This window comes from Candidatus Caccoplasma merdavium (assembly GCA_018715595.1).
Lineage (GTDB): Bacteria > Bacteroidota > Bacteroidia > Bacteroidales > UBA11471 > Caccoplasma > Caccoplasma merdavium.
On sequence record DVLI01000017.1, the window covers coordinates 37224 to 56121 of the forward strand.

The window sequence follows — 18898 nt, forward strand, 5'->3', positions numbered from 1 at the left end:
ATTCTCTTCCACGAAGCTCCGTTTGCTTTGCAGCGGATTGTTCTTCGGTGTCGCCGCCATGGCGGCCGCCCAGGCTCCCGCCTGGCCCGAGGTATCGACCGTGGCCAAACCCGGTGCCCGATGGTGGTGGCTGGGTAGCGCCGTCGACTCGGTCAATCTCTCAGAGAACATGGCCGACTATGCCCGCACGGGACTCGGAACCCTCGAAATAACCCCTATCTACGGAGTGAAAGACAACGAGGCCAACGACATCGATTTCCTCTCGCCCCGTTGGATGCGCATGTATGATTTCGTGTGTGAAGAAGGCAAGCGCCTTGGGTTGAACATCGACATGAACACCGGTACGGGTTGGCCCTTTGGCGGCCCCGAGGTCTCCGTCGAGGACGCTGCCACGAAAGTCATTTTCCAGCGCTATGCGCTTGCCGGCGGAACCCGTTTGCAAGAACCTGTCACCGTCAACGACAAGAAGCAGAAACCGGTGGCTTACCTCTCTCGTCTCATGGCCTTCTCGCCGAGCGGGAAGGTCGTGAACCTCACTTCTCGGGTCGATAAGGAAACCGGTGCGCTCAACTGGACCGCCCCGAAAGGGGAGGAGTGGACCTTGGTGGCCGCTTTCGTGGGCAAAACCTTCCAGAAGGTGAAACGTGCGGCTCCCGGTGGTGCCGGTTATGTCATGGACCATTTCTCGCACAAGGCCGTGGCTCACTATCTCTCTCGTTTCGACAAGGCTTTCAAGGCGGCCAAGGCTCCCGCGCCGGAGACTTTCTTCAATGACTCCTACGAGGTCTATGGCGCCGACTGGACGCCCGATTTCTTCGAGCAGTTTGCCCGCCGCCGCGGCTATAAACTCGAAAACCATCTGCTCGAATTTACCGGCGAGAACAACGACACCCGGGCTCGTCTCATAACCGATTACCGCGAGACCATCGCCGAGCTTCTCGAAGAGAACTTTACCCGGCAATGGACCGCATGGGCCCACAAGCGGGGTAGTATCACCCGCAATCAGGCGCACGGTTCGCCCGGTAACCTCATCGACCTCTATGCCACGGTCGACATTCCCGAGTGCGAGGGCTTCGGTATCACCGACTTCAAGATCAAGGGGCTGCGCCGCGACTCGGTGACCAAAGAGAACGACTCAGACTTCTCGATGCTCAAATACGCCTCTTCGGGAGCCCATATCTCGGGCAAGCCCTATGTTTCGTCCGAGACCCTTACTTGGCTCACCGAGCATTTCCGCACGTCGCTCTCGCAATGCAAACCCGACATCGACCTCATGTTCGCGGCCGGCGTCAATCACATGTTCTTCCACGGCTTGCCCTACTCGCCCCGCGATGCCGAGTGGCCCGGTTGGCTTTTCTATGCCTCCATCAACATGTCGCCCACCAACACCATCTGGCGCGATGCTCCCGGGCTTTTCACCTACATCACCCGCTGCCAGTCGTTCTTGCAGATGGGGCAGCCCGACAATGACTTCCTGGTCTATCTGCCCGTGTATGACATGTGGTATGAGCAGCAAGGCTCGAAGTTGGGATTGGCGTTCGACATACACGGCATGGCCAAGCGTGCCCCGCACTTTATCAGCGTCGTGACGCAGATTACCAATTCGGGCTATGATGTCGATTACATTTCCGACAATTTCGTCCGCACCACGGTTTGCCGCAACGGCTTGTTGCAGACGACCGGCGGAGCCTCCTATAAGGCGATTATCCTTCCGGCGGTGAAGATGATACCCGACGATGTCCTCCGTCACCTCCTGTCGTTGGCGCGTCAGGGTGCCACCCTTGTCTTTGTCGATAATTATCCGCAGGACGTTCCCGGGTACGCTTCGCTCGAAAAACGTCGCAAGTCTCTGCAATCGCTCCTGACGACCCTTCCCGATGCCGGTGGTTTTGCCAGCGAGCAGGTGCGGGATTTCGGCAAGGGTAAAATCATCACCGGAAGCGATTATGCCGAGGTGCTCCAAATGTGCGGCGTCGAACCCGAAAATATCAAGACCCTCTATGGCGCCCATTATATCCGTCGGGCGAATGACAAGGGCCATCACTACTTCATCGCTTCGCTGCAAGACCGCGACATCGAGGGTTGGGTGACACCCGCTGTTTCGGGGCGTTCGGTAGCCATCTACGACCCCGTTTCGGGACGTTCGGGCATGGCTCGCGTGCGTGAGGTCGATGGCCGCTTGCAGTATTATTTGCATCTGCGCTCGGGACAGTCGGCCATTGTCTGCGTCTATGACGACGAGACCGCCGGTGATGCCTGGTTCTATTATGACAAACAACCCCTCAGCCTTTCGCTCGACAACGATTGGTCGCTCACCTTTACCGAGAGCCAACCGGCCATTTCCGGGACTTTTGACATCGACACGCTCGGCTCTTGGACCGAATTGCCCGTGCCCGAAGCCTCAATCAACCGTGGTGCCGCGACCTATTCCATCACGTTCGACCTCCCCGAGATGCCTTGCGACGAATGGTTGCTCGAATTGGGTGATGTGCGCGAGAGTGCCCGTGTGACCATCAACGGCACGCCGGTCGACACCCTTTGGTCGGTACCGTTCTGCACTTATGTGAAGAAGTACCTCCGCCCCGGAGAGAACCGCATCGACATCGAGGTGACCAATCTCCCGGCCAACAGTATCGCCGATTACGACCGTCGCGGCATCGAGTGGCGTCGCTTCAAAGATGCCAACATCAACAATCTCGGCTACAAAAAGGGCAAGTATGGTCACTGGCAGACCATACCCAGCGGATTGCTCGGTCCCGTGCGTCTCATGCCCGTGACAGCCAAAACACAGTTCTGATGTCATGATAACCTGCCGTCTAAAAAAATAATGGCCGTATAAAATAACGGCCATTATTTTTTTAGTTCTATGATTTTTATATCTTTGTCATTCGGAATAGTTTTTCTGCCAAAATGTCTATCCAAGACACTCAACGAAAAAACTATTTTTGTATCGCTAAAAAAACAGTATGTCGGAATTGTTCGGCATATTGAAACCTATTAGAGCAAAATATACATGAAAACACGCCACTTCTTTGCTGTGGATTTAGGGGCTACCAGCGGCCGCACGATTTTGGGTACACTTTCCGATGGAAAGATGGAAATGAAAGAAGTTACCCGTTTTGCCAATCCTATTATCGAAACCGGAGGACATTGTTACTGGGATATTTACGCCCTCTATCTCGAAATTGTCAAAGGCTTGAAAAAAATGGCCCAGGAGGGCGTCGCCATCGAATCGATAGGCATCGACACCTGGGGGGTAGACTTTGTCATGGTGGGAAAAGACGGCGCATTCCTGCGCAATCCCTATTGCTATCGTGACCCTCACACCGTGGGCGCCCCCGAAGAATACTTTACCCATATCCCCCGCGAAAGAGTGTATGAGTTGACGGGAATTCAGTTTATGAACTTCAATTCCCTCTTCCAGCTCTCGACCCTGCATCGCAATCACTGCTCGGCACTTGAAGCCGCCGATAAAATACTCTTTGTCCCCGACGCACTCAGCTATATGCTCACCGGTGAGATGGTGACCGAATATACCATAGCATCGACCTCGCAGATACTCAATCCCCGCACCAAGGAGATGGAGAAGGAACTGCTCGATGTCGTAGGGGTGAAGAAAGAGCAATTCGCCCGCTTTGTTTTCCCCGGTGAGAAGATAGGAACTCTCACCCCTGAGGTGCAAAAACTCACCGGCCTGGGCGCTGTGCCCGTCATTGCCGTGGCCGGTCACGACACCGCATCGGCCGTGGCCGCTGTTCCCGCCCGCAACGAACGTTTTGCCTACCTCAGCTCGGGCACCTGGTCGTTGATGGGTATCGAAGTCAAAGATGCCATCATCAACAAGGATAGTTTCGAAAAGAATTTCACCAACGAAGGCGGTATCGAAGGAACCACCCGTTTCCTCAAAAACATTTGTGGCATGTGGTTGCTCGAACAGTGCCGTCGCGAGTGGTCGGCTGCCGGCAACGATTACAGCTATCCCGAGTTGATTGCCGCTGCCGAAGCCGCTCCGGCTTTCCGCAGCATTATCAATCCCGACGCTCCCTGTTTTGCCAATCCCGCGTCGATGATCGAGGCCATACGCAACTATTGCCGTCTCACGGGGCAACCCGAGCCGCAGAGCCATGGTGAATTGACCCGTTGCATTTTCGAGAGTCTGCCGTTGCGTTATCGACAAGTGTTCGGCTATCTCCAAGAGATGGCCCCGTTCCCCATCGAATGCCTGCATGTCATCGGTGGCGGTTCGCGCAACAACCTGCTCAACCAGAATACCTGCAACGCCGTGGGCGTTCCCGTATTGGCGGGCCCCTCCGAAGGTACGGCCATCGGCAATATCATGATTCAGGCCAAAGCCGCCGGCGACGTGAGCGACATTGCGGCCATGCGCGCCCTTATCGCCTCGTCGATAGAGCTGGGCTCGTTCACCCCCTGCGACAAAGAGGTGTGGGACGAAGCTTATGATCGTTATCTCTCGGTCTATCGCGAAGATATATAAATCAAAAAAACTGAAACCTAAAAATAAAAGACATGAAAGAAAATCTTATCCTCAATGCGTATGAGATAGCCAAGGAGCGTTACGCTGCCATGGGTATCAATACCGACGAAGTATTGGAGAAACTCCAAAAAGTACAAATCTCGCTGCACTGCTGGCAGACCGATGACGTAGTAGGCTTTGAGTCGGGTAGCGCCCTCTCCGGCGGTATCCAGACGACCGGTAACTATCCCGGTAAAGCCCGCAACATCGACGAAGTGCGTGCCGACCTCATCAAGGCCATGTCTTTGATTCCTTCGAAACACCGTGTCAACCTGCACGAGATTTATGGCGATTTCGGCGGTAAATTCGTAGACCGTGACCAATGCGAGCCCGCTCACTTCGAAAGCTGGATGCAATGGGCCGCAGAGTTGGGTATTAAGCTCGACTTCAACTCCTCTTCGTTCTCGCACCCCAAATCGGGCAACCTCACGCTCTCGAATCCCGACAAAGGTATCCGTGATTTCTGGATTGAACACACCAAACGTTGCCGTGCCATTGCCGAAGAGATGGGTAAACGCCAAGGCGACCCCTGTATCATGAATCTTTGGGTGCATGACGGCAGCAAGGACATCACGGTAAACCGTATGTACTATCGCAGCCTCTTCGAGCAGAGCCTCGACGAAATCTTCGCCGTAAAATACGACCACATGAAGACCGGTCTCGAATCGAAAGTCTTCGGTATCGGTCTGGAATACTACACCGTAGGTTCGAACGAGTTCTGCGTAGGTTATGCCACCAAGAACCAAACCCTGCTCACCATCGACACAGGACACTATCACCCCACCGAAGTGGCTGCCGACAAAGTATCGTCGATGCTGCTCTTCGTCCCCGAGCTGATTCTCCATGTCAGCCGTCCTATCCGTTGGGACTCCGACCACGTTACCATCATGGACGACTCCACGGTCGAGCTCTTCCAGGAACTCGTTCGTTGCGATGCCATGAACCGCGTGCACATCGCCCTCGACTACTTCGATGCTTCAATCAACCGCATCGGTGCTTATGTCATCGGTACCCGTGCCGCTCAGAAGTCAATTCTCCGCGCCTTGCTCGAACCGCTGGCTACGCTGCGTAAATACGAAGCCGAAGACAAAGGCTTCCAACGTCTGGCCCTCCTCGAAGAGGCCAAGGCCATGCCTTGGAACGCCGTATGGGATATGTTCTGCCTCAAAAACAACGTCCCCGTCGGCGACGAATTTATTCCCGAAGTGGAGAAATACGAAAGAGAAGTTACCTCGAAAAGATAAAAAATCACTTCACCTAAAAAGGTTTATGACGGGCTTTGTCCCGTCACAAACCTTTTAGTCGTATAAAATATGGAAATAGTATTTGGATTATTGATTATCGCCGTTGGCGCCTTCTGCCAGTCGAGTTGTTATGTGCCCATCAACCGCATCAAGGAGTGGAGTTGGGAATCGTATTGGATTGTGCAGGGTGTATTTGCCTGGTTGGTATTCCCTTTCTTGGGCGCCTTGCTGGCTGTTCCCGAAGGCCATTCGCTTTGTGAACTCTTCACGGCCGAAAATTCTGTCGACATTTGGATGACCATTCTCTTTGGTGCCCTTTGGGGGGTCGGAGGTCTCACCTTCGGTCTTTCCATGCGTTATTTGGGCGTTGCCTTGGGACAGTCGATTTCGTTGGGAACCTGTGCCGGACTGGGTACCGTGCTCGGCCCCATCATGTTGCACGTTTTCTATCCCGAAGCCGGTCACTTGGCTAAACTCACCTGGGCGGTGATTATCGGTGTTATCGTCACGCTCATAGGTATCTCCATCATCGGTGTGGCCGGAAACATGAAAGCGGCGACCCTCTCCGAAGAGGAGAAAAAGGCAGCCGTCAAGGACTTCAACTTTCCCAAAGGAATCGCCATCGCTTTGCTGGCCGGTTTCATGAGTGCTTGCTTCAACGTAGGTCTCGAATTTGGTAGCGGTCTCCATTTCGAGGAGACCGGCGATATGTTCAAGACCCTGCCGGCTACCTTGCTCGTTACGCTCGGCGGTTTCTTTACCAACGCTGTGTATTGCTTCTATCAGAACAGCAAAAACCACACATGGGGCGATTATGGAAAGACCTCGCTCTATCTCAACAATTTGCTCTATTGTGCCTTGGCCGGTGCCTTGTGGTACAGTCAGTTCTTCGGCCTGAGTCTCGGAAAAGGTTTCCTCACCGATTCGCCCGCATTGACGACGTTTGCCTTCTGCATACTCATGGCACTCAATGTCGTCTTCTCCAATGTTTGGGGCATTATCCTCAAAGAGTGGAAAGGTTGCTCGCGGAAGACCATCGCCGTTCTTGTCGTGGGTATTGTCGTGTTGATTATTTCTACCTTCATACCCGAATTGCTTAAATAATTATCTTACCGAATAAAATCAAAAACAAGCTATGAAATCTATATTGGAGGGCCGTCCCGCACTGGCCCGTGAAGTAGAGAAAGTAGCCGAAGTAGCCGGTTATCTCTGGCAAAAAGGCTGGGCCGAACGCAATGGTGGCAACATTACCATCAACATTACCGATTTGGTCGATGATGAAATCCGTAAAATGCCGGCTATCGGTCCTGTAACGCCCATCGGAACCACGCTGCCCCATATCAAGGGTTGCTATTTCTTCTGCAAGGGAACCAACAAGCGCATGCGCGACTTGGCTCGCTGGCCGATGGAAAACGGCTCGGTAATCCGCATTCTCGACGATTGCGCCAGCTACGAAATCATCGCCGACAATTTGGTAAAACCCACTTCGGAGCTTCCCGCCCACCTGTCGATGCACAACCTGCTCATCGGTCGCGGTTCGAACTACAAAGCCTCGTTGCACACCCATCCCATCGAACTCGTAGCCATGAGCCACACCCCCAAATTCCTCGAAAAAGACGTGCTCACCAACCTCTTGTGGAGCATGATTCCCGAGACCAAGGCTTTCTGCCCGCGAGGTTTGGGAATTATCCCCTACAAGATGCCGAGTTCGGTCGAGTTGGCCGAAGCCACCATCAAGGAACTCGACGACTATGATGTGGTCATGTGGGAGAAACACGGCGTGTGCGCGGTAGGCGAAGACATCATGGACGCTTTCGACCAAGTCGACGTACTCAGCAAATCGGCTCAGATTTATATCAACGCCAAGTGCATGGGATTCGAACCCGACGGAATGACTCCCGAGCAGATGAAAGAGCTGAGCGTGACCTTCAACCTGCCCAAATAAATCATTCAAAAAACAGAAAGACGATAGACATCTATGAGAAAAATGACCATTTTGGCTTTCGCCCTCTTTGCCTCGTCGGCTCTCATGGCAGCTCCTGCCAAGAAGCTCTCGGCCAAAGATGCCGCCCTTGCCATGGCCGACCGTATTGTGGCCAGCACCACCTACCAGTTTAAAAATACCGAGACGGGCGAGACCTACACTACGGTAAAAAAACAAAATCCTGCCGCACCCATCAAGGTGGGCTGCAAATACAACGATTGGCATTACACCAATGGCGTACTGCATATCGCAATGCTCGAACTCGCCGACAAACTCGGTGACAAGCGTTATGAAGAGTATGTGCTCAAAAACATGAATTTTGTCTTCAACGAAGGAAACCTCGGATTTTTCAGGAAAAAATTCGACAAGGCTCTTTCGGAGAAAGGCTGGATGGCCGTCCGCAAAATCAGTTGGCACATGATTTTCAGAGGCAAGCGTCTCGACGATAACGGTCCGATGGGAGCTTCGCTCATCGATTTGCAGAAACATCTGCCACGTCCCGACAAGGCTTTCCAAGCCTATATCGACGAGACGGCCGACCACCTCAACTATGCCGAGCCCCGTCTTATCGACGGTACCATTGCACGTCTTTGGCCCCACGAAAACACCGTTTGGGCCGATGACCTCTTCATGGCCGTGTCGTTCCTTTGCCGCATGGGCGAAGCAACCGGCAACATGAAGTATTTCGATGATGCCGCCAATCAGGTATTGCAATATCACAAATACTTGTGGTGTCCCGAGAAGCAGATTTATTACCACTGCTATCACACCGATACCGACGAGCATGGCGTGGCCCACTGGTCGCGCGCCAATGGCTGGATGCTCATGGCCCAGGCCGATTTGCTGTCGCGACTCCCCGAGAATCACCCTCAGCGGGAGGCTCTCTTGGAGAACTTCCGCCGTCAGGTGAGTGGCGTATGTCGTTATCAGGGCGCCAACGGGTTGTGGCACCAACTGCTCGACAAGACCGATTCTTATGACGAAGTCACCGGTACGGCCATGTTCACCTTTGCCATTGCCCGTGGCGTGAAGCAAGGCTGGATACACAAGGATTTCATCTATGTGGCCGAGCAGGGACTCAAAGGTATTCTCTCAAAGATGTCGGACGAGGGCGACCTCGAAGCCATCTGCGTAGGTACCGGTATCATGCCCTCCCTTACCTATTATTACAATCGTCCCACTCAAAAGAACGATCCGATGGGAGAGGGACCGGTGTTGCGTGCGTTGGTCGAAATGATGGACGCCCCCAAATACACCGAGATAAAAGCCGAACAGCAGTACGACCGTATTGTAGTCGATAAAAACTAAGTCAACTCTGAGGCCGATTATTCTTTCCTTCCCGAGAGAATAACCGGCCTCGATATTATCAAACTCTAAATTTATTTATATGAAAAAAAACTTGTTCCTACTGTGCGCTCTCTTGGCTCCGGCTTTGATTTCGGCGCAGCTCTCTTCGAAAGACGCGTGGAAACAGGCTGCCAAACTCGAAAAGTCGATTGAGAAAACTTCCTTCCCCGACCGTACTTTCAACATCACCGATTTCGGTGCAAAACCCGATACTCCCGAGGCTCCATGCCACGACGCCATCAACCTGGCCATCATCACCTGTAACCAGGCCGGCGGTGGTACCGTGGTTGTTCCTGCCGGGACTTTCTACACCGGCCCCATTACGCTCAAAAGTAATGTCAACTTCCATCTCGAAGAAGGTGCCGTCCTGAAATTCGACACCAACCCCGAACTTTACATGCCTGCCGTCCTTACCCGCTGGGAAGGTGTCGATTGCTACAACATGCACCCCCTTATCTATGCTTACGGCGAGACCAACTTGGCCATTACCGGTAAAGGCGTCATCGACGGACAAGGTTCCATGGAGACTTGGTGGCCCATGTGCGGTGCCAAGAAATATGGCTGGAAAGAGGGCATGATAGGTCAGAATTGCGGCGGTCGTGCCAAATTGCTTGCTTGGGGTGAGTCGGGTGAACCCATCTACAAACGTCAGATGACCGTTCAGGACGGAATGCGTCCCCAACTCGTGAACCTCTACCGTTGCAACCGCGTGCTGGTCGAGGGCGTGACGATGCAAAACTCACCTTTCTGGACCCTGCACCCCCTCTTCTGCAACAACCTTATCGTTCGCGGCGTGCATTTTGTCAATCGCGGTCCCAACGGTGACGGTTGCGACCCCGAGTCTTGCAACGGCGTGATTATCGAAAACTGCATCTTCGACACGGGCGACGACTGCATCGCTATCAAGAGCGGACGCAACCGTGACGGTCGTGCGTGGGGCGTTCCCAGCCAGAACATCATCGTGCGCAACTGCAAGATGTATGACGGTCACGGTGGCGTTGTCATCGGTAGCGAAATTTCTGGCGGTTACAAGAACCTCTATGTAGAGAATTGTGAAATGGACAGCCCCAACCTCGACCGCGTTATCCGCATCAAGACCAGTAATTGCCGCGGTGGTGTCATCGAGAATGTCTTTGTTCGCAACATCAAGGTCGGCGTGTGCCGCGAAGCCGTCCTGCGCATCAATCTTCAATATGAGAACCGCGAGATTTGCGACCGCAGTTTCCCGCCCACGGTGCGCAACGTCCTCTGTGAGAACATCACCTGCGAAGGCAGTAACCTCGGTGTTTACTATGTGGGTCTTGAAGGCTCTGATAATGTCTACAACATTCAAGTCGACAACTGCGAGTTCAACAACGTGAAGAAAGGCGCCTCCAATCCCGAAGATGGAATCTACATAAAGGGAGGTGTGAAAGATGTGCGTTTCAACAATCTGAAAATTAATGGTCAGACGATAAAATCGCCGACCCTTTAATCCAGATTGCAAACCTTAATCCACCTCGGAAGAGGCAACGTCCGAGGTGGATTTTTTGTTCTTGCCTGCGACAGGCTTTTTGCGCTCTCCCTCTGATTCCGTCGTGAGATAATGAGAAACTGCATTTATGCGGGGCGCCCAAAAAGTCCACATCGAGACCTTTCCAACCCTTATTACCGACCCTCTAAAAACAATTTTTGTATGAAAAAGGGCAAAACGTTGAGCTTAGAAGCGCTCTTTCCCCTCTACTTTTGCCCCGTTAAATGCGCTCTTTGGGCATTTTACATTATTTAAAAGACAAAATAATTATTAATAGGGTCATTTTGTGCAGTCTGCTCGCATGAAATAGCCCCTATCTTTGTGAGATAAATAGATGTATACCATGAAAAGAATGCTGTTTTTGTGCTTAGTCCTTTCGGTATGCCTCTCTTTCACTTCGTGCTCGGGCGGAAAGAACGAGCCGATCAATCGAAAGGAGGTCGTGCAGAGAAATCACCCCAAAATCAAGGAATTCAATGAGTTATCTTCCCTTTCGGTGGGTAACGGAGAGTTTGCTTTTACGGTCGATGCAACAGGTTTGCAGACCTTCCCCGAGTTGTATAGTGCGGGAGTTCCCTTGGGTACACAATCCCAATGGGGGTGGCACTCGTTTGCCAATCCCGAGAAATATCGTTTCGAAGAAACGCTGAAAGAATATGATTTCGGGCGGGGACACAAAGAGCTTTATGCCGTGCAGTTCAATGAGCCGGGCCGTCCTCGTGAAGCGGCCAACTGGTATCGGGTAAACCCCCATCGGTTGCACCTCGGTATCGTAGGTCTCGAACTTACCCATGAAGACGGGTCACTGGCAAAAGCCGATGAACTCTCGGAAATAAATCAGGAACTCGACCTTTGGAACGGTCAGATACGGAGCCAGTTCCAGCTCGACGGACAATCGGTTTCGGTAGTTACCGCGTGCGACAGTCTCCATGACGAGATTGGCGCACAAGTCGTTTCACCCCTGACCGCTTCGGGACGTGTGGGTGTGAAACTCAACTTCCCTTATCCTACCGGCAAACATGCCGATGATGCTTGTGACTGGACACAACCCGACAAGCACTCCACCACCATCGTCGCACAGGACGCCCACTCGGCAACCCTCAAACGCCAACTCGACGAGACGACCTACTATGTGCGTCTGGCTTGGGAAGGTGATGCCAAACTCTCGGAGAAGGAGAAACACTATTTCGTGCTCACTCCGCAATCGGGCGATACCCTTTCGTTCACCTGTCTTTTCACCTCGGCCGAGCCGACCGGTGAAAATTTGTCGTTTGATACACTCCTTGCCTCCGCTTCCCGTTATTGGAACAACTACTGGTCGCACGGAGGTATTGTCGATTTCTCGCATTGCAAAGACCCGAGAGCCAAAGAGTTGGAGCGTCGAGTCGTTCTCTCCCAGTATCTTATGGCAATTCAATGTGCCGGCTCGGTTCCTCCCCAGGAGTCGGGTCTTACCTATAATACATGGTTCGGTAAATTCCACCTCGAAATGCACTGGTGGCACGGTGCCCACTTCGCATTGTGGGGACGTCCCGAATTGCTCGAACGCAGCCTCGCTTGGTATCGCGATTCGGCTTATGACAATGCACGTGCCATTGCCGAGCGTCAAGGCTTCAAGGGCATTCGTTGGATGAAGATGACCGACCCCTCTGCAATCGAGGCTCCTTCGAAAGTGGGTTCCTTCCTCATCTGGCAACAGCCCCACTTCATCTACATGGCCGAGCTCATCTATCGTGCCAACCCTTCACAAGAAGTCATCGACCGCTATAAAGACCTCGTTGCCGAGACGGCCGAGTTCATGTATTCGTTTGCCACCTATGACGAGCTCGAAGGCCGTTTCGTGCTCAAAGGTGCCATTCCCGCGCAAGAAACGCTGCGTGCAGCCGAGACGGTCAATCCTCCCTTCGAACTTTCTTATTGGCACTATGCCATCAGTGTAGCCCAGAAGTGGCGCGAGCGTCAAGGCTTGCAACGCAACCTGCAATGGGACGAGCTGCTCGACAAGCTTTCGCCCTTGGCTCATCAAGACGGGCTCTACCTGGCTGCCGAGACAGCAACCGATACCTACAAGGACATTCGCTTCACCTCAGACCACATGGCCGTGTTGGGAGCATTGGGCATTCTGCCCAAATGTCCTCTCGTGCGTGAAGACATCATGCAGAATACCCTCGACTGGGTATGGGACAACTGGAACTGGGGCAAGACCTGGGGTTGGGACTTTGCTATGACGGCTATGGACGCCGCTCGCCTGGGCGACACCGAGAAAGCTGTCGGTGCCCTCCTTATGGACAAACGCACCAACACCTATTTGCCCAACGGTCATAACTATCAAGACGGACGCTTGCGTGTCTACCTGCCCGGTAACGGTGGTCTCCTCACTACGGTGGCCATGATGTGTGCCGGTTGGGACGGTAGCGAAGGTGAGAATCCCGGTTTCCCGAAAGATGGAAATTGGGACGTTCGCTGGGAAGGTCTGCTGCCCATGCCTTGATATTCAATCGTGTGAACAAGAGATAATTAAATTATATACGGAAAAAACATGCGAAGTATTATGAAAAAATGGACTAATCTATTAGCCTCAGCACTTCTGCTATTCTTCTTTTCCTGTAATGAAATGGACAAGTACTATGACAACGATCGTCATTCTACCTCTGTTTCAGTAGGAAATGCTTGGGATTATCTGGAAAGTAGAGGCAATTTTACCAATTTCTTGAGAGCTGCGCAACGAGCTGGCTATGAAGATTTGGTACGCGGAAAAGGTTTGGCTACGATTTTCGCCCCCGATGACGAAGCATTTGCCAAATATCTCAACCGCCACGGTTACTCTTCTGTCGAGGAGATACCTGTTGAAGAGTTGCAGAACATGGTGACTTACCACCTGCTCTATTACAGTTTCAAGTCTGATGACTTTATGGAGTATCGTCCCGAAGGTACGAATGTGGAAGACGACTGGATCGGCCTTTACTATAAGTATCGTACCCGTAGCCGCGATGCGGCCGAGATGATTTCCGACCCCTCTCGCGACGGTGCTCTTGTGAAGGTGTTCCACCAGGAAAAATATATTCCGGTGTTCACACCCAACCTCTTCAACTATTACAACAACAATGGTTCGAGCGGTTCGAGCGGTACGGCCAATTATAACTATTTCTTCTCCGAATATGGCGACAATTTGTGGCAAGGCGACTCGTGGGCTCCCGGTGCCGAACCTTATTTCAGAGTGGCCAATGCCGGTGTGAAAGAGTATGAAATTATTACCGACAACGGTTATCTCTATGTGGTAGATGATGTGGTGGAGCCCCTCAAAACCATGTACCAGACGCTTGCTGCCGATGACAAGTATTCTATTGTCACCCACATCTATGACCGTTTCAAATCGCTCAATTACGACGAAGTCCTCTCGATGAACTATAACAACCGCGACTCCGCATTTGTTTACAAGCACAATGGTCTCTCGTCCATTGCTTACGAACGTGTGGGCGTTTCGGTTATAGACGGTAATACCGAGGCCGAGTCTTATTATCTTGGTCCGTTGGCTTTGGGCTCTTATACGTTGTTTGCCCCCCAGAACGAAGCCATGCAGGCATTCTACGATAAATATTGGGCTCCCTATTACGGTGCCGATAATTGGGACTCGGTGCGTTTCACCCCGCTTTATGTGCTCATGAGCGAGTTGGAAGCCCGCCACCGTCTCCTTGGCCAGGCCGGCCCGCTGCTCCCCAGCGAAATCACGGCAGGCAACGCCGTCACCAATGCCAGCAACACGCGTGTCACCATCAGTCCCAGCGATGTTCAGGACCGCTACCTTTGCTCCAACGGTATCGTTTATGGTGTGAGCGACTTGGTTTCTGTTCCCCAATACTTCTATTATGTAACGGCTCCCGCTTTTGTGAATCCCAAGTACAACATGTTCATGTTGCTCATGGCCAAGTCGGGTGTAATCGACCTTTACACGGCAGCCAACCAGTTCCATGCATTCTATCCCACACAGGAGATGTTGGAAAACACGCAAGTCGGAGGCGAGAATCTTATCTATGAGAACACCAACCCCAACGTGTATGGTGCCGAAGATGTGATTATCTCCGACGGTGAAGGCGGTACCGTTTCGTTGAGCATGGCTCATTCGGCAAACATCGTCCGCAACCAGATTGCCGACAACATGATAGAGATACCCAATACCGACGACCGGATTTATTACCTCACCAGCGGTTCGTTCAATTACCTCTTCTCTCACGAAGACACCATCTATTCGACCACTACTTACAACACCCGGTACGGTCTGCATGGCGATATTCAACGCTCGGCCGTTACCTTCACGGAAATGCCCGGACTCGACGTGCGCAACGGACATGTCTATGCCCTCGAAGGCGGAAGCCTCGCATCGGCGTTGCTCCCCGAATCGCGCACTTTCCAATCCCTTGCCGTGATCGAAGCCCAAGTGCCTTGGGAGTTCAAGGAAACCGCCCATGGCACACGTAACTTCTACCAGTCGGGTATCCTTTCGTCTTTGAGCGATTCGACTGAAAACGTCGAAGTATTCATTGCCATGGAGGCCGAAGGCAGTGGCGATGGCGACCTGCCCCGCTACATCGTGCTTGCTCCCAACAACCAAGCTGTGCAGAGCGCTTATGACGATGGTTTCATTTCGGCCCGCGGTAGCAAGAACTTCAAAGGTTATATGCCCAACCTCTTTATCTCGGTCGAAAGAAGCCGCTTGCTCGACTATCCCATGCCCGGTGACGGTCAAGGCACGCGCACGCTCTACTCTTTCAACCCGAAAGGAGAGGGGGGCGAGTTCACCTCGGTCCAAATCTCGGATATGGGCTCGTATTTGCAAATTACCGACACCAAAGGCCGCACGGCGCGGGTAGTCAACTCCTTCCCGTATATCTATAACGATTGCGCCGTGTATATTATCGACAATTACCTCGACTTCGGTGATGGAACTTACGTTGTGGAATAATAAAATATGATATACACTATGAAAATAACACGGAAAATATACCTTTTGCTGCTCGCGTTTGTGGTATCACAGGCTATGGCGGCGCAGACGGTTTTGACCGGTAAGGTATTGGAGAAAGCTTCGGGCGAACCTCTTGCCGGTGCCAGCGTTTTTGTCCAGAACAAGGACGAACGTACTTTGGCCAGCGTGCTTGTCGATGCCAATGGCGAGTACCGTATCAGAATTCCCGATGAGCAAGACCTTGTCATCAACTTCTCGTTCATCGGTATGCAGACCTACACGGTGAAGTACACCGGACAAAAAGTCCTGAATGCTTCCTTGACCGAAGAAAGCCGCACCCTCGACGAGGTGAGCGTTTCGGCACAGCGCGTGCAACGTAACCAGATGGGTCTTACCCCGCGTGAAGAACTTGGTGCCGTGCAGCGCATGAGCATGGAAGGTCTTGAAACCGCTCCTGTGACCTCGGTGGCCGAGGCCCTGCAAGGTGCCCTCTCCAACGTCGACATCGTGACCGGTGCCGACCCCGGTTCCAACAGTACCATTCGCATTCGTGGTACCCAGACCCTCAACGGTAATGCCGACCCCCTCATCGTGGTCGACGGGGTGCCCTATCCCGTTGAAGTAGACGACGACTTCGATTTCGCTTCGGCTTCGACCGATGATTACTCCAACCTCCTCGATATCTCGCCTGCCGACATCGAATCGATCGAAGTGTTGAAAGATGCCCAGGCTACCGCCATGTGGGGTACCAAAGGTGCCAACGGTGTGCTTGTCATCAATACCAAGAAAGGTGCCAAAGGCAAGATTACCTTCTCGTTCAATACCAGCGCCGAGGTGCGCAAAGAGGCCAGCACTTATCCGCTCCTCAATGCCGCACAATATGTCTCCATGGTGCAAGACGCCCTTTGGAACTCCATCAACGACGTGGGTTACACCGAAGGTATGAACGAGTATTTGCCTCTCATCAATTCCGATGAAATCAACTTCAACCCCGCTTCGCTTGTATTCAACGAATACAACGTCGATACCAACTGGCTCGACGAGGTTTCCCGCATCGGTTACAATACCGACAACACCTTCTCCATGTCGGGTGGTGGTGACAAAGCTACCTACCGCCTCTCGCTCGGTTACCTCAAAGAGACCGGTACCACCGTCGGAACCGACCTCCAGCGTTTCTCGACCCGTTTCAACATGCACTATGCATTCTCCAAGAAGTTGGACATCACCTCCGATTTCTCTTTCACCTATAATATCCGTAATTCCAGCTGGTCTGAGAAAGTGAATAATAAAGAACCGTCTGCCCCCCGTAGCATCGCCATCACCAAGATGCCCCAAGAGAGCCCCTATGTGATGACCGAAGACGGTTCGGCTCGTACCGATACCTATTTCACTCCCTACGATGATTTCGGCATGACGTTCGAGGACAATCGCAATTACAACCCCGTAGCCATGGTGAATGAAGCGGTGAACCGCTTGGATTCTTACCAGACACGTCTCACCTTCCAGCTCCACTATGAGCTTCTCCCCGTGCTCCACTATTACGGTACCGTGGCTCTCACGGCCAATAACAAGCGCACCAAGAAATATATCCCCAACGAGGTGACCGGTGTGCCTTGGGTGAGCACCACCGACTATGCCTTGGCCAACGACTGGTATAACCGCGCTTCTGACGTGACCAGCGACCAGCTCTACCTCTATACCGAGAACCGTCTCGTGTATATGCAGACTTTCAACGAGATACACCGTATCGTTGCTTCGGGTATCCTGCAAATCGAGCAGACTGCCGAGACCGGTTATGGTGCACAGACGGCCGGTAACGCATCTTATTACCTTTCCGACCCCTCGACCGGAGGTTACATCGTCGGCCTCAGCAGCAGTGAAGCCACCCGTCGCAGCTTGTTGTCGAACTTCTCGGCACAGTATAACCTTTTCGACCGTTACATGTTCAACGCCACCTTCCAAGTCGAAGGTTCTTCGGCTCTTCCCAGCCACACCCGTTGGGGCATCTTCCCCACATTCGGTATCGGTTGGCAGTTGGGCGACGAGCCGTTCATGATGAATCAGGAGTTTATCTCTCTCTGCAAGTTGCGTCTCAGCTGGGGTCAGACCGGTAACGCCCCTTCGGGCACCTCTCCCTATGTCGGTACGTTCAGTGCCAACTCGTCGGGTTACCTCAACATGTCTTCCATCTATCCTTCGCGCGTGCAACTCGACAACATCGACTGGGAGGTTGTCGACAAGTGGAATGCCGGTATCGACCTCGGTATCCTCAACGACAAGATACTCTTCACGGTCGACCTCTATAAGAACGTCACCAACAACTTGTTGCAGAAAGGTATGAAGTTGCCTACCTCTACCGGTTTCAGCAAACTCGAATGGTTCAACTCCGGTAAGATGACCAACCGCGGTTGGGAGTTCCGCGTCGACCTCAACGACATCGTGAAGACCAAGGACTGGCGTTTCACTTTCTCGTTCAACATCTCGCAAAACGAGAACAAGGTCAACGAGTTCCCCTCGAACCTCGACATGGAAACCTACGAGTTCGACAACGGTAATTATGCCTACCTCATCATGGCCGGCAACCCCCTCGGTTCGTTCTACGGCTACCGATACAAAGGCGTTTACCAGAATGTGGAAGACACCTATGCCCGCGACCTCAATGGCAATACCATCTATGACATCGACGGCAAGCCCGTAATCATGTCCAACGGTACCCAGCAGGTTTACCCCGGCGATGCCAAGTATGAAGATATCAATGGTGACGGTGTCATTGACGTTAACGATGTCGTTTACCTCGGCAATTACAGCCCGAAACTCATCGGCGGTTTCAATTTCCGTCTCTCTTACAAGAACTGGCAACTCTCGGCCAACTTCCAGGGCCGTGTCGGTCAGAAGGTATTCAACCAGACACGCCTCAACTCCGAGCAGATGCGCGGAAACAACAACCAAAGTACCGCTACGCTGCGCCGTTGGCGTAACGAGGGTGATATTACCGATATGCCCCGTGCACTCTACGGCCGTGGTTACAACTCGCTCGGTTCTGACCGCTACATCGAAGATGCTTCGTTCTTGCGTATGAAGACTCTCACGTTGAAATATTCGTTCCCGAAAAACCTCACACGCAAAATGCACCTTTCGGCTTTTGACCTCTACGTAACCGCTTACGACCTCCTTACTTTCACCAAGTACTCCGGACAAGATCCCGAGGTGGGTGAAAAGAAAATCGACGACAGCGGTATTATCCGCCTGGCTGTCGATGGTGCGTCGACGCCCAAACCTATCCGTGTGAAATTTGGTATTAACCTCCGATTCTAAC

10 protein-coding genes are annotated in these 18898 nt (G+C 52.7%); all 10 read left to right on the plus strand.

Annotated features, from left to right (window positions below; all coding sequences use genetic code 11):
• Nucleotides 1-58: 58 nt before the first annotated feature.
• Entirely contained in the window at nt 59-2797 is a 2739-nt protein-coding gene (locus IAD09_05060; GenBank protein ID HIT81589.1) for a glycosyl hydrolase family 2, read from the plus strand.
• Nucleotides 2798-3013: 216 nt separating this feature from the next.
• The gene (gene rhaB, locus IAD09_05065) at nt 3014-4495 is read left to right on the plus strand and encodes a rhamnulokinase (GenBank protein ID HIT81590.1); all 1482 of its coding nucleotides are present in this window, start codon (nt 3014-3016) and stop codon (nt 4493-4495) included.
• Nucleotides 4496-4527: 32 nt separating this feature from the next.
• Nucleotides 4528-5778 carry an L-rhamnose isomerase gene (locus IAD09_05070; protein ID HIT81591.1) on the plus strand — a complete coding sequence of 417 codons (1251 nt, stop codon included), beginning with the start codon at nt 4528-4530 and terminating at the stop codon, nt 5776-5778.
• 69 nt (nt 5779-5847) lie between these two features.
• Entirely contained in the window at nt 5848-6882 is a 1035-nt protein-coding gene (locus IAD09_05075; protein ID HIT81592.1) for a rhamnose/proton symporter RhaT, read from the plus strand.
• A gap of 31 nt (nt 6883-6913) precedes the next feature.
• Nucleotides 6914-7723 carry a rhamnulose-1-phosphate aldolase gene (gene rhaD, locus IAD09_05080; GenBank protein ID HIT81593.1) on the plus strand — a complete coding sequence of 270 codons (810 nt, stop codon included), beginning with the start codon at nt 6914-6916 and terminating at the stop codon, nt 7721-7723.
• A 33-nt stretch (nt 7724-7756) separates the two neighbouring features.
• Nucleotides 7757-9070 (plus strand): glycoside hydrolase family 88 protein, encoded by a 1314-nt coding sequence (locus IAD09_05085; protein ID HIT81594.1) that lies wholly within the window; start codon nt 7757-7759, stop codon nt 9068-9070.
• Between the two features lie 79 nt (nt 9071-9149).
• Nucleotides 9150-10583, plus strand: coding sequence for a glycoside hydrolase family 28 protein (locus tag IAD09_05090; GenBank protein HIT81595.1), 1434 nt, complete (start codon nt 9150-9152; stop codon nt 10581-10583).
• A 382-nt stretch (nt 10584-10965) separates the two neighbouring features.
• Nucleotides 10966-13113 carry a hypothetical protein gene (locus tag IAD09_05095; protein ID HIT81596.1) on the plus strand — a complete coding sequence of 716 codons (2148 nt, stop codon included), beginning with the start codon at nt 10966-10968 and terminating at the stop codon, nt 13111-13113.
• A 60-nt stretch (nt 13114-13173) separates the two neighbouring features.
• Nucleotides 13174-15582, plus strand: coding sequence for a fasciclin domain-containing protein (locus IAD09_05100; GenBank protein ID HIT81597.1), 2409 nt, complete (start codon nt 13174-13176; stop codon nt 15580-15582).
• A gap of 18 nt (nt 15583-15600) precedes the next feature.
• Nucleotides 15601-18897: a SusC/RagA family TonB-linked outer membrane protein gene (locus tag IAD09_05105; GenBank protein ID HIT81598.1), complete on the plus strand. Its 3297-nt coding sequence runs from the start codon at nt 15601-15603 to the stop codon at nt 18895-18897.
• The last annotated feature ends 1 nt before the right edge of the window (nt 18898 follow it).